11 protein-coding genes are annotated in these 12,704 nt (G+C 47.4%); 1 reads left to right on the top strand and 10 read right to left on the bottom strand.

Annotated elements, in window-relative coordinates; all coding sequences use genetic code 11:
• Nucleotides 1-5: 5 nt before the first annotated feature.
• The 5 genes from NE638_RS09775 to NE638_RS09795 form a co-directional block, all read right to left on the bottom strand.
• Nucleotides 6-1,502 (bottom strand): spore germination protein, encoded by a 1,497-nt coding sequence (locus tag NE638_RS09775; RefSeq protein ID WP_173746111.1) that lies wholly within the window; start codon nucleotides 1,500-1,502, stop codon nucleotides 6-8.
• A 140-nt stretch (nucleotides 1,503-1,642) separates the two neighbouring features.
• Complete coding sequence (locus NE638_RS09780) at nucleotides 1,643-2,344, bottom strand: GntR family transcriptional regulator (protein ID WP_022427303.1); 702 nt, start codon at nucleotides 2,342-2,344, stop codon at nucleotides 1,643-1,645.
• On the bottom strand, nucleotides 2,334-3,215 hold the full coding sequence (gene ispE, locus NE638_RS09785) for a 4-(cytidine 5'-diphospho)-2-C-methyl-D-erythritol kinase (RefSeq protein ID WP_015525345.1): 882 nt from the start codon (nucleotides 3,213-3,215) through the stop codon (nucleotides 2,334-2,336). Before ispE ends, NE638_RS09780 begins: the two co-directional genes overlap by 11 nt.
• 90 nt (nucleotides 3,216-3,305) lie before the next feature.
• Nucleotides 3,306-4,874 (bottom strand): DUF3794 and LysM peptidoglycan-binding domain-containing protein, encoded by a 1,569-nt coding sequence (locus NE638_RS09790; protein ID WP_021653079.1) that lies wholly within the window; start codon nucleotides 4,872-4,874, stop codon nucleotides 3,306-3,308.
• 3 nt (nucleotides 4,875-4,877) lie between these two features.
• Nucleotides 4,878-5,333 carry a protease complex subunit PrcB family protein gene (locus tag NE638_RS09795; protein WP_244094826.1) on the bottom strand — a complete coding sequence of 152 codons (456 nt, stop codon included), beginning with the start codon at nucleotides 5,331-5,333 and terminating at the stop codon, nucleotides 4,878-4,880.
• A 215-nt stretch (nucleotides 5,334-5,548) separates the two neighbouring features.
• Here NE638_RS09795 and NE638_RS09800 point away from each other — a divergent pair, with 215 nt between their 5' ends.
• Nucleotides 5,549-6,289, top strand: a complete 741-nt coding sequence (locus tag NE638_RS09800) for a lysophospholipid acyltransferase family protein (protein ID WP_015525341.1) — start codon at nucleotides 5,549-5,551, stop codon at nucleotides 6,287-6,289.
• Between the two features lie 55 nt (nucleotides 6,290-6,344).
• Here NE638_RS09800 and pflA read toward each other — a convergent pair whose 3' ends face one another.
• The 5 genes from pflA to NE638_RS09825 all read right to left on the bottom strand — a co-directional run bounded on the left by pflA (nucleotide 6,345) and on the right by NE638_RS09825 (nucleotide 12,692).
• Complete coding sequence (gene pflA / locus NE638_RS09805; protein ID WP_022427299.1) at nucleotides 6,345-7,094, bottom strand: pyruvate formate-lyase-activating protein; 750 nt, start codon at nucleotides 7,092-7,094, stop codon at nucleotides 6,345-6,347.
• Between the two features lie 8 nt (nucleotides 7,095-7,102).
• Nucleotides 7,103-9,364 (bottom strand): formate C-acetyltransferase, encoded by a 2,262-nt coding sequence (gene pflB, locus NE638_RS09810; RefSeq protein WP_235812376.1) that lies wholly within the window; start codon nucleotides 9,362-9,364, stop codon nucleotides 7,103-7,105.
• A gap of 412 nt (nucleotides 9,365-9,776) precedes the next feature.
• Nucleotides 9,777-9,998 (bottom strand): hypothetical protein, encoded by a 222-nt coding sequence (locus NE638_RS09815; RefSeq protein WP_173746113.1) that lies wholly within the window; start codon nucleotides 9,996-9,998, stop codon nucleotides 9,777-9,779.
• 476 nt (nucleotides 9,999-10,474) lie between these two features.
• Complete coding sequence (locus tag NE638_RS09820) at nucleotides 10,475-11,197, bottom strand: amino acid ABC transporter ATP-binding protein (protein ID WP_021651269.1); 723 nt, start codon at nucleotides 11,195-11,197, stop codon at nucleotides 10,475-10,477.
• Entirely contained in the window at nucleotides 11,190-12,692 is a 1,503-nt protein-coding gene (locus NE638_RS09825; protein ID WP_022427099.1) for an ABC transporter permease subunit, read from the bottom strand. Before NE638_RS09825 ends, NE638_RS09820 begins: the two co-directional genes overlap by 8 nt.
• Nucleotides 12,693-12,704 lie beyond the last annotated feature (12 nt).

The following is a 12,704-nucleotide window of genomic DNA, read 5'->3' on the forward strand; positions in this document are numbered from 1 at the left end:
AACCTTTATCCTTTCCGGCTCCATGGCCTTGTCCGAAGCCTGCGTTTCTGGGCATTTCTGGCATACAGCGGCCGGAATTTCCGCTTCCGGAAGGGCTGTCGCAAAATCCTTCCACCGGTTTCCGCCTCACTGTTCTTCTCTACAAAAGGTACCAGATATGGGACACCGAAGCTTAAAAGTCCTGCCAGATGCGCCATGGTGAGATACAGTCCCAACACGATTCCGAATATACCTAGAAATCCTCCCAGAAACAGAAAAGCGTACTTCAGAAGCCGGAATGCAGAAGCAAATTCCTCATTAGGTATAGCCAGTGATCCCAGTGCTGTCAGTGCCACGATGATCACTACCACCGGGCTGACAAGATTGGCCTCCACCGCAGCCTGTCCGATGATCAGTCCTCCTACGATCCCAATGGCATTTCCAAGAGCTCCCGGGATCCGCACACCAGCCTCCCGTATCAACTCAAAAGACAGTTCCAGGAACACCAGCTCCACTACACTGGAAAATGGAACGCCCTCTCTTGCCTGTGCAAAGGAAAGGATCAGATTCGCCGGAAGGATCTGTGTATGAAACCGGATCACAGCCAGATAAAGTCCGGGGAGCAGCGTTGCCACAGCCATGGCCAGATACCGGAGCACCCGCAGGAAGGATGCCATCTCAAAACGGTTGTACCAGTCTTCACTGCTTTCCATAAAACTGTTGAATGCTCCGGGAACCACCAGTGCCACCGGCGAATTGTCGCAGAGCAGAACTGCTTTTCCATTCAGCAGCTCCTGGGCAGCCCGGTCCGGCCGCTCCGTTGTCTGAAACTGAGGAAAGGGAGAATACCATGCTTCTTCTGTCAGCTGTTCCAGCATCCCGCTGTCCAGGATCCCGTCCACTGTAAAAGATTCCAGGCGCTCTTTCACAGCAGTCAGAAGCTCCTCATGGACCAGATCCTCCACATAAAGAAGCTGTACCACCGTATTGGAGCGTACACCGATGCTGCTCTGCTCCACCTTCAGCCTGGTATCCCGGATCCGCTTTCTCACAAGGGCCGCATTGGTTTTTACACTGTCACAGAACCCCTCCTTGGAGCCTCTGAGGACCTTTTCCGTTTTCACCTCTGATACAGCCAGCCCCGGATATCCTTTACTGGAAATTTTCATTGCTTTGTCGTATCCATCCAGAAAGAAAACTGCATTTCCCGAAAGAATGGCACCAAATACCTCATCCATGGAAGACAGCTCCTTCACATCTGCAATTCCAAGACTGTTTCGGCGGATAAATTCCCGGATCTTTTCCTCCGGGATCTCCCAGAAATGATTGATCATTTTTCCAATAGCAGAATCATCCAGCATCATGTTTGAAACCGCAACCTCAATATAGACCATCAGACAGTCCGCCTTATGTCCCTCACCAAGGCGCATGGGCCTGATCAGGATATCATCGCAGTTTTCACACCGTTTCCGGATATACGATTCATTTTCATGAAGAGATATCGATATCTTCCTTTTTTCCATAAAGTCACCATCCTTTGCAGCAAGTTCCCCCCCCCCACTGCTTATTGCTTTTCGCAATTGAAACAGGAGACTTACTTGATTCGGTTAAAAAAAGAGATGCCCCAATGACATCTCTCTTAATATTCCCGCATATCCGGTTCTTATTCTTTTTTCTCGGCCTCTTTGGCCTCATTCTCCGCGCGGATAGTACGGATGATCGCTTTTCGTTGATTCTCCAGATGATGGAAAGAAATATCCTGCGCCTTTTGCACATCTCCTTCACGGATGGCTTTTACCAGTTCTTCATGCTCACTGACCAGAAGATTTCTTGTCTGCTCCTCCTTCAGATACTCTACACGATAGCGATACATCTGCTCACGGAGATTATTCAGGACCTGATTCAGACGCTTATTATCAGAAGCCTGATATATGATCTCGTGGAAAGCCACATCGGTTTCCGCCAGACGGACCAGATTTCCCTCTGCTTTTGTTTTTTCAAATTCCTTGGCTGCCACCCAGAGCCTTCCCAGCTCATCCTCTGTGATCAGCTTGCACGCTTTTTCTATGGCAACATTTTCGAGGGCGATACGCACCTCCAGAACATCGTTCAGATCCTTCTCTGTGATGCTGGCTACCTGTGCACCTCTGCGTGGGATCATCACTACAAGACCTTCCTGCTCCAGCTTGCGCATAGCCTCACGCACCGGTGTTCTGCTCACGCCAAGACGCTCTGCAAGGGCAATCTCCAGAAGTCTTTCGCCCGGCTTCAGCTCTCCCTTCAGGATTGCCTGCCGCAAGGTGTTAAAAACAACATCCCGAAGCGGCAGATATTCATTCATATCCACAGAAAAATCACTTGTCATTTGTAACTCCTCCATCTCTATTGTAAATATCCGTGGCAAATACAGTCTTTGCAAGCCCGCTCTTTCTGAGGCTTCTGGCTGCCGCGGCCATCTTATCCCTGTTATCAAAGATTCCAAACACAGTAGGACCGCTTCCGCTCATCACGGCTTTCAGCGCACCTTTTTCTTCCATAAGGTTCTTGATATTGCCGATCACAGGATACTGTCGGATGATCCCCGGTTCAAATACATTCTCCATTCTGGATGCCATGGCATACAGATCATTATTTCTGATAGCTCCGATGAGTCCATCGATGTCCGGATGTTTTCCGATCCCTTCCAGATTCAGATTCTCATAGGCTGTTTTTGTGGAAACATTGATTCCCGGTTTTCCTATCAGAACATAACATTTCGGAACTTCCGGAAGTCTGGTCAGCTTCTCTCCGATTCCCTCCGCAAGAGCTGTTCCCCGCATGATACAATACGGAACATCTGCTCCGACCTTTACTGCACGTTCCATCAGCTGTTCTTCAGTAAGCCCTAAATGGAACATCCGGTTCACACCCACAAATGCGGCCGCTGCATCGGAGCTGCCTCCTGCCATGCCTGCTGCCACCGGGATAAATTTACGAAGCTTGATGGAAAGTCCCTCTTCAACATCGAACTCCTCCATCAGCATCTGTGCTGCCTTATATACAAGATTTCTCTGATCTGTAGGAATAAACGGAAGATTGGTCGTCAGTACGATCCCCGGCCGTCTGGTCTTTCTGATATCCAGGATATCATACATACGGATGGTCTGCATGATCATGCGTACCTCATGATAACCGTCCTCTCTCTTTCCCAGAACATCAAGTCCGAGATTGATCTTTGCCATTGCTTTTAAACGCATAAGCCCCTCCATTTGTACTTTGTATACAGTATTTATACATGTATTTTATATGATTTTTACATTCTTTTCAACAGCAAAATATTCCACTTTTTATTTGATCTGACCTTCCACTTTTTTCACAACAAGAAGCGGAGTTCCCGGAGAGGGTTCCTGATTTTCCTTGAGAGCATTGATCGTCCGGATCTCCTGGATAGATGTGTGATATTTCCTTGCGATATCCCACAATTCATCTCCCGGTTTTACCATATAAACCAGGATTCCCGGCATAGCCTGGAGTTTTTTCATATCCAGTGGTTTTTCCTCTACTTTCTCAATGATAAATACCGGTTCTCTGGCAACTGCCAGAAGCTCCAGTCCTACAGTTGCCCGGATCTCGATCTCATTTCCATCTGCCATGGCTGCGGAAAGCTGCTCCAGCTTTGCTTTTAACTGATAACAGCTGTCCTGTCGGATCCCTCTTGCTTCCACCATATGGGAAAACGGTATCATTGCCTCCATGGAATAAAACGGCATATCATCATTTCCAATAATGTACAGGATCTTCAGCATGACCACGCCATCTGCCTGCACACCGTTCTCTACGATCCTGGTCTTATCGATCTTCACTTTTCCCTGACTGTGACACAGCTGGAGGACTTTTCCCTGAGTCTCCTTTACCTGGATCCTGTCACTGATCCTGCATCTGGAAAAATTACGTACCAGAAGCCGTTCCAGTACCTCATTCTTTCCTTCCGGAACACATTCACGAATCGGTGTATACACATCGGTAATGAGATCATATTCCTCTTCCCTGAAAAATTTCATATCCAGCTCCAGCACAACATCCGAAACAAGGATCCGTTCTTCCCCATCGACATCCGGTTTGGCCTCCAGACTCTGATGCATCACCGAAGCTTCAATCAGCGGGATCAGTTCCTCCGTGCAGTCCGGACATTCCACTTCTCCGGAAAAAGGCAGCGAATATTCCAGCCACTGCACCGGGGCTTCTGTATCTTCAGCTCCATACAGCACAAAAACGGACAGCTCTCCTCTTGCCTTTACCACATTTTCCTCCGGCTTCAGATCCAGCCCCCGTACATCCATAGTATACCAGATCAGACTGGCGATATCCGGACGATTGGAGGCAATGGTATACTCATCCTTGATCCGGAGTGTATCTTTTTTATGTACGGTAAGTCCCAGAAAACGGACTGTTTTTTTTCTGACGGATACCTCTTCTGCATCCAGCGCCACCGGCAGGCGGATCTGTTCCGTTTCATCTACAGTCGCACAAAAAGTTACCAAAGCTTTGATATTAAGCTTTCTGGAATGGATCAGGCGGATCGTAAGATCTTCAATTTCCCACTTCAGACACATTTTATCCCCGTTTATGATATTCTTCAGGTTCAAGGTTTCCTCAAATGGAAGTTTTGCAGTAAGACTGCTGACGATCCCTCTTTCTTCCCCCACATAAAGGATATCTACCTGCAGATTTCCCGTAAGAATACCTTTCCCGTCAGTAAGACGGACATCATCCATAATGATCCTGCCCTTATTCTGGATCAGTCTTCCTGCATCCGGTTTTGCATCCGGCACATTAAAATCCTCATCAAAAGTGATCTGACTTTTTGCCCTGCTTTTTTCCTTTAATATCTGCATGCTTTCTTTTTTTAATTCCACAGTCTATTCCCCTTTCTCCGACTCTTTTTTCACCGGACTGCTGCTTTCCCGGAACGTTACCGGCTTTTCCTGTTTCCGGGTTTTTATCACAATGCAGGGATAGGACGGAACTCCTGCCTCCTTAAGATCCTCCGGTCCAAGAAGTTTTGTAACATAAAATATCCCATTCGAGGATTCTCCAAGCTCCTCTACCTGGATGCTGTATCCGCCACTCATCTGCCGCCCGTACCCTTTGGCCAGGTAAAGATCCTCTCCGGTTTCATAACTCAGCTGAAATTCCTTTTCCTTTTTTTCTTCCATAAGCCTGGAAAGCTCCTCCGGGATATCCCGGCGTTCCACAACGATGTAATCTACCGGTTTTCGTTCTTCTTCCTCCACCCGGACAAATCGACACCCGGAAAGCAGCAGTGCCAGCACGGCAGCTGTCAGCACGATCCGCAGAAATACTGCTTTTTTCATAAGATAAGCCACCTGCATGATTCGTTACTGTTCACTCCGTTCTCAGTAACACGCTTTGCGAAAGATCACCAGTAAACAGTAACCATTATTCAGTATTTATTCTATGTGAGCAGGGAAAGATTTATTGCAACTATCGGATTTTCTTCGTATAATATAAAAATACCATCTTACTGCGGAACTCTCCGCAAGTATCTATAACAGAAAGGACAAAAGACATGATTCGATTCATACTTGTCTGTATCGTGGTGATCGCCTATCTGGTGCTGACCATTCCGGTTCTCCTTGTAGAATGGATCATCGGGAAATTTTCTCCCATGACTAAGGATATCAGCTCTCTGCGCATGGTACAGGCCATATTCAAATTCATCCTGTGGATCACAGGCGCCAAAGTCACCGTCATCGGCGAAGAAAACGTTCCAAAGGATCAGGCTGTTCTCTATGTAGCAAACCACCGGAGCTATTTCGACATCCTGCTCACCTACAGCCGCTGTCCGATCCGCACCGGCTATGTTGCCAAGAAGGAAATGGAGCATTATCCGCTGCTCTCCAACTGGATGCGCAATCTCTACTGTCTCTTTCTCGACAGAGAGGATATCAAGCAGGGTCTGAAAACGATCCTTCAGGCCGCAGACTATGTGAAATCCGGCATTTCCGTATGTATCTTCCCGGAAGGAACCAGAAATAAGAATGCTGATGAAACAGAAATGCTGCCTTTCCATGACGGTAGCTTCAAGATCGCAGCCAGAGCCAAAAGCCCGATCATTCCTATTGCGATCAGCAACTCTGCCAATATCTGGGAGGCCAATTTCCCGAAGATGACACCTACACACGTAGTGATCGAATATGGCAAGCCTATCATTCCTTCAGAGCTTGACCGGGATACTCAGCGCCGCTTAGGTTCCTATACACAGGATATCATCAAAGAAATGCTGATCAAAAACAAAGAACTGGTGTGAACATCAAAAAAACCATATCTATGTCTGTTTTTCGACATAAGATATGGTTTTTTTATTACTGTGTACCTGCTCCCAGGATTTTTTCCGCATTTTCGATCCGTTCTTTTGTTGGCGGATCAATTCCCTTCAGCGGATAATCAATATGCAGATTTTCCCATTTAAAGGTTCCGAGTGTGTGATATGGAAGAACCTCCACTCTCTCAACTGTCTTCAGTGTTGCGATAAAGTCAGCCAGCCGGTGGAGATAGTCATCCCGGTCATTGCGTTCCGGAACCAGTACGTGACGGATCCACATGGATACGCCCATATCGGAAAGCTTCCGGGCCATGGCAAGGATATTTTTATTGGTACATCCTGTGAGGATCTTATGCTGTTCCTCATCAATGTGCTTGATATCCAGCATGACAAGATCTGTGTACTTCATCAGCTCTTCCCATTTTTCATACCACGGACCCTCTTCTGTGTAAGGGTTGCCGCTGGTATCAAGTGTTGTGTGGATCCCAAGTTTTTTTGCTTTTCTGAACAGCTCAGTAAGGAAATCGATCTGTAACAGTGGCTCGCCTCCACTCACAGTAATACCGCCCTTACTTCCCCAGTAAGAGCGGTATCGACAGGCTTTTTCAAGCAGCTCATCTGCTGTGTACTCCGTCCCTGTTTTCATTTGCCAGGTGTCCGGATTGTGGCAGAACTGACAGCGCATGGCGCAGCCGCTCAAAAAGATCACATACCGGACTCCTGGTCCGTCAACAGAGCCGAAGCTCTCCAGTGAGTGGACGTAGCCAGTGATTTTTTTCTGGTCGTCCATATTTTTTATTACATCCTTTCGTGGCAGGTTCTTGCGATAACGTCAAGCTGCTGCTCTCTTGTAAGGTCGATGAACTTAACAGCGTATCCGGAAACACGGATCGTGAAGTTTGCATACTCCTCTTTTTCCGGATGCTCCATAGCATCGATAAGTTTCTCTTTACCGAATACGTTTACATTGAGGTGATGTGCACCACGATCAAAGTATCCGTCAAGTACATTTACAAGATTCTCTGTACGCTCTTCCTCAGAATGGCCAAGTGCATCCGGGTTGATCGTCTGAGTATTGGAGATTCCGTCAAGGGCATCCTCATAGTCAAGCTTTGCAACAGAGTTCAGGGAAGCAAGAAGTCCGTTCTGCTCTGCGCCGTAAGACGGGTTTGCTCCCGGTGCCAGAGGCTCGCCGGCTTTTCTTCCGTCCGGAAGAGATCCTGTAGCTTTACCATAAACAACGTTGGATGTGATGGTAAGGATGGATGTGGTTGGCTTGGAATCACGATAGGTATGGATGTGTTTCAGTTTCTCAAGGAATGTGGAAAGCAGAGTTGTTGCGATCTCGTCTGCTCTGTCATCATCGTTACCATAACGTGGGAAGTCACCCTCAACCTGGAAGTCTGTTGTGATTCCGTCCTCGTCACGGATTGCTTTTACTTTTGCATATTTGATAGCGGAAAGGGAATCTACTACGTGTGAGAATCCGGCGATACCTGTTGCGAAGGAACGGTCAACCTTTGTATCGATAAGTGCCATCTCAGCTGCCTCATAGTAGTATTTATCATGCATGTAGTGGATCATGTTCAGTGTTCCAACATACAGATGTGCAAGCCAGTCCATCATCTGATCATATTTTGCGATTACTTCGTCATAGTCAAGGTACTCGGAAGTGATCGCCTGGTACTGAGGTCCTACCTGCTGTTTTGTCTTCTCATCAACACCACCGTTGATCGCGTAAAGAAGACATTTTGCAAGGTTAGCACGAGCACCGAAGAACTGCATCTCTTTACCGGTCTCTGTAGCAGATACACAGCAGCAGATGCTGTAGTCATCGCCCCATACCGGACGCATAACATCATCGTTCTCATACTGGATGGAACTTGTTGTAACAGAGATGTCTGCTGCATATTTCTTGAAGTTCTCAGGCAGTCTTGAAGAGTAGAGAACTGTAAGGTTCGGCTCCGGAGCCGGTCCCATATCCTCAAGTGTATGAAGGAAACGATAGTCGTTCTTTGTTACCATGGAACGTCCGTCCTGTCCCATACCTGCTACTTCCAGAGTTGCCCATACCGGGTCACCGGAGAAGAGCTGGTTGTAAGACGGGATACGAGCGAATTTAACCATACGGAATTTCATTACGATATGGTCAACAAGCTCCTGTGCCTCTTTCTCTGTAAGAGTTCCGTTCTCAAGGTCTCTCTCAATATAGATATCAAGGAATGTGGAGATACGTCCAACACTCATTGCAGCTCCGTTCTGAGTTTTGATCGCTGCAAGATATCCAAAGTACAGCCACTGGAATGCTTCCTTTGCATTCTTAGCCGGCTGGGAAATATCAAAGCCATAGATCTGAGCCATTTCTTTCATCTTCTTCAGAGCACGGATCTGATCTGCGATCTCCTCACGAAGCTGGAAGTCATAACGTCTCATACCCTGACGGTCGCATGCTGCGAAGTCTTTCTCTTTACCTGCGATCAGATGATCAATTCCGTAAAGAGCAACTCGTCTGTAATCACCTACGATACGTCCACGTCCGTAAGTATCCGGAAGTCCTGTAAGGATCTTGTTGTGACGTGCTCTCTTCATCTCCGGTGTGTAGATATCGAATACACCCTGGTTGTGTGTTTTGAACTCATAGTTGTTGAAAACATCTTTGATCTTGTCGCTTACATGGTATCCGTAAGTCTCACATGCCTGCTCTGCCATTTTGATTCCGCCGTATGGCATGAAAGCACGTTTCAGAGGTTTGTCTGTCTGAAGACCCACAACCTGCTCCAGGTCTTTGAGTTCCTCATCGATATATCCAGGACCGTATGCTGTAATTCCTGTTACTACCTCTGTCTCCATATCAAGAACGCCGCCTTTAGCACGCTCTTCTTTCTGAAGCTCCTGAAGCTTGCCCCAGAGTTTATCTGTTGCCTCTGTTGGTGCTTCCAGGAAGGAAGCATCTCCATCATATGGTGTATAGTTCATACTGATGAAATTACGAACATCGATCTTCTCTTTCCAACGATCACCCTTAAAACCATTCCACTGTTCAAAATCAACTTTTGCCAATTTGTTACACATCCTTTCCTGTTGTCTCAATATTTCGTTCACTGCCCGCGCAGTTAGTAATATATAACATTTCTCATGACGACCATAAGATAACAGATTCCGAATTTAAAGTCAACAGCTTGGAAGTATGTTCTTTATAATATACATGTAATTGTATTATTGATAAAAATAATGAGAAAATTGTACCAGATATTGTACAATGTCGGGCGTCTGACGGACGCTCCTGGCGGAGGGCGTTTCCTTTCCAGGGGGGACACTTTGGCGTGGGCAGGTTTGCGAGGGGGAAAGGCGCTCGGAGTTACGAAGCCCGCTTTTCCCCCTCGCGCTCCCCCTTTCCGGGCACGTCGCTGTTCTACGCTGTGGTATGGGGTAGTGTATTGGTAAATGCCTGTATGCTGCTGTATTGGTAGCGTCAGGCTGAGCCGATTTTTTTTCCGCCGGACGGAAGGCGGGCTGCGCAGCAGACCTGTTCCTGGTGGTTGTTGTATTGCTGGCGCTGATCTGCTCCTGCCTGTTGTTCTATTGCTGGAGCTAATCTGCTCCTGCCTGTTGTATTGCTGGTGCTGACCTGCTCCTGCCTGTCGCTGTATTGCCGGCGCTCACTTGCTCCCGTCTGTTGTCGCATCACTGGCATAGACCTACTTCTGCCTGTTGCTATATTGCCGGTGCTCACTTGCTCCCGTCTGTTGTCGCATCACTGGCATAGACCTACTTCTGCCTGTTGCTATATTGCCGGTGCTCACTTGCTCCCGTCTGTTGTCGCATCACTGGCATAGACCTACTTCTGCCTGTTGCTGTATTGCCGGCGCTCACCTGCTTCCGTCTATTGTCGCATCACTGGCATAAACCCGCTCCCATTAACAACAGGGAACAGGCCCGCTGCGCGGGCCGCTTTCCCGTCCGACGAAATAAAAATCGGCTCAGCCTGACACTGCCAATACAGCAGCATACAGGACTAAGCCGATAAATTAACACACTCCAAGGCGTAGCACAGCGGCGTGCCCGGAGGGGTGGGGTGTGGGGAGGGGAAACGGGCTTCGCAACTCCGAGTGCCTCCCCTCCCCACGAATTTCCCCGCTTTTTCAAAGCAGAACTTTTCCACGAAAAACCCTACAACACTTTGGAAAGAAACTCCTTCGTCCTTTCCTCTCGAGGATCCCCAAACAGTTCTTTCGGATTTCTATCCTCAAGAATCACCCCATCATCCATAAAGAGCACTCTGTCGCTGACCTCCCTTGCAAATCCCATCTCATGGGTAACCACCAGCATGGTCATGCCTTCTTTTGCAAGCTCCTTCATAACCTCAAGAACCTCTCCGACCATCTCCGGATCAAGAGCTGATGTCGGCTCGTCGAACAGAAGCACCTGGGGATTCATTGCAAGGGCTCTGGCAATGGCAACCCTCTGCTTCTGTCCGCCTGAAAGCTTTCCTGGATAGACATCGGCTTTTTCTTCAAGTCCGACTCTTTTCAAAAGAGCCCTCGCCTTCTGATCAGCTTCCGCTACATTCCATTTGCCAAGGCGCACCGGCGCAAGGGTGATATTTTTCAATACTGTCATATTTGGAAACAGATTAAAATGCTGAAAAACCATTCCCACATTTTCCCTGAATTTATCTACATCCAGCTTCGGATCCAGAAGTTGCTGTCCGTTTACGGTGATCTCGCCTTCCTCCGGTTTTTCCAGAAGGTTCAGACAGCGCAGAAATGTAGATTTTCCGGAGCCGGACGGACCGATGATACAGATACACTCACCCTTGTTTACGTGAGTTGTGATTCCCTTTAATACGTGTACGTCCCCGAAGGACTTTTTCAGATTTTTAACATCAATCACTTTCTCTCAGTCTCCTTTCAAATCTCTTCAGCAGAAGGCTCAGGCACTTCACGATCAGATAGTACATGATACCTGCAACGATCAGCGGTATGAACATCTGATAAGTACGGGAAGAAACATAGCTTGCCGCTTTTGTCAGATCCATGATACCTACATAACCTAAAATAGATGTTTCTTTGATCAGCTGGATAAACTCATTACCCATTGCCGGAAGGATGGTTTTTACAGCCTGCGGAATGATAATGAAACGCATGGTATCTTTATACCCAAGACCCAGAGAACGACCAGCCTCGCTCTGGCCCTTGTCTACAGATAAAATACCTCCGCGGATAACCTCGGAAACATATGCACCGCTGTTGATACCGAAGCTGACCACTGCTGCCACATATCCCAGCCTGCTGTGGAACACTGCAAAATAGATGATCATCAGCTGAAGGACTGACGGTGTTCCACGGATCACATCAACATAAATATCCGCGATCGTGGAAAGAATGGTTCTTCTGCCTTTTTTCGCAGCTCCAAGCCGTACCAGAGCCACTACAAGACCGATCAGGATACCTACGATCACTGACAAAAGGGAAACGATCAGCGTAATCCCAAGACCGTTAATATAAAACTTCCAACGATTATCCTGAAGGAAAATAAAGCTTAAAAGTCCCAGAAAACCATCGGTTGCTGCTACATCTGTCACATCCTCGCTGTTTTCAAGTGTGTCCACAAAATACTTCTGATAAAGATCATCATATTCCCCGGATTTTTTTACTTTTGCAAGCCCGTCATTGATGATCTGGACAAGCTCTGTGTTTCCTTTTTCAATACAGAAAACCGTATCCTCTGCTGTACTTGGCACGGACTCATACTGCAGGTCTGAGTTCTGTTTGCAGTAGATCTCAGCCATGATATTGTCGATCAGAACTGCATCTGCTCCACCGTTTTTCAGCTCCATGACTGCACTGGAAGCGTTTTTAAATCTTTTTACTTTGGCATCCTTAACTTCACCGTAATCGGTAGTCTCGCCGGATGCGATCATATCACTCTGTGCACCCTCCAGAACTGCAACGGTTTTTCCGGACATCTCCTCAAAATCCTTGATCGGATTATCCTTACGGCTGATGATGCACTGTGTACCGGTGTAATAAACATCGGAAAAATCAACGCTTTTTTTACGGTCCTCCGTAGGTCCGATCCCGGCTGCGATCACCTGTACATCACCAGCCTCCATGGAACCCATCAGGGAATCAAAGGGCATATCCTTCCATACCAGCTTTACGTTTTCTTCCTTGGCGATCGCCTCCAGAAGATCGTAATCAAAACCTGTAATATTTCCATTATCATCCAGGTATTCAAATGGTGAATACTCTGCGTTCGTTCCTATGATGATGGTCTGCTGTTCTGCCGCTTTTACTGCCACTGCACTGCTGAAATATACCGGCAGAGCCATGATCATACACAGTACAAAACAGATAAGCGCTCTGCTTTTTCCATTGCGTCCCATTATTTTCCCCTC

It is taken from the genome of Blautia sp. MSK.18.38, assembly GCF_024460535.1.
GTDB lineage: Bacteria > Bacillota > Clostridia > Lachnospirales > Lachnospiraceae > Blautia_A > Blautia_A fusiformis.

Excerpts from the sequence above, each read along its gene's own strand:
- NE638_RS09775 (WP_173746111.1), bottom strand. The coding sequence starts at position 1,502 with ATGGAAAAAAGGAAGATATCGATATCTCTTCATGAAAATGAATCGTAT.
- NE638_RS09780 (WP_022427303.1), bottom strand. The coding sequence starts at position 2,344 with ATGACAAGTGATTTTTCTGTGGATATGAATGAATATCTGCCGCTTCGG.
- ispE (WP_015525345.1), bottom strand. The coding sequence starts at position 3,215 with ATGCGTTTAAAAGCAATGGCAAAGATCAATCTCGGACTTGATGTTCTG.
- NE638_RS09795 (WP_244094826.1), bottom strand. The coding sequence starts at position 5,333 with ATGAAAAAAGCAGTATTTCTGCGGATCGTGCTGACAGCTGCCGTGCTG.
- NE638_RS09800 (WP_015525341.1), top strand. The coding sequence starts at position 5,549 with ATGATTCGATTCATACTTGTCTGTATCGTGGTGATCGCCTATCTGGTG.
- pflA (WP_022427299.1), bottom strand. The coding sequence starts at position 7,094 with ATGGACGACCAGAAAAAAATCACTGGCTACGTCCACTCACTGGAGAGC.
- NE638_RS09815 (WP_173746113.1), bottom strand. The coding sequence starts at position 9,998 with ATGCCAGTGATGCGACAACAGACGGGAGCAAGTGAGCGCCGGCAATAC.
- NE638_RS09825 (WP_022427099.1), bottom strand. The coding sequence starts at position 12,692 with ATGGGACGCAATGGAAAAAGCAGAGCGCTTATCTGTTTTGTACTGTGT.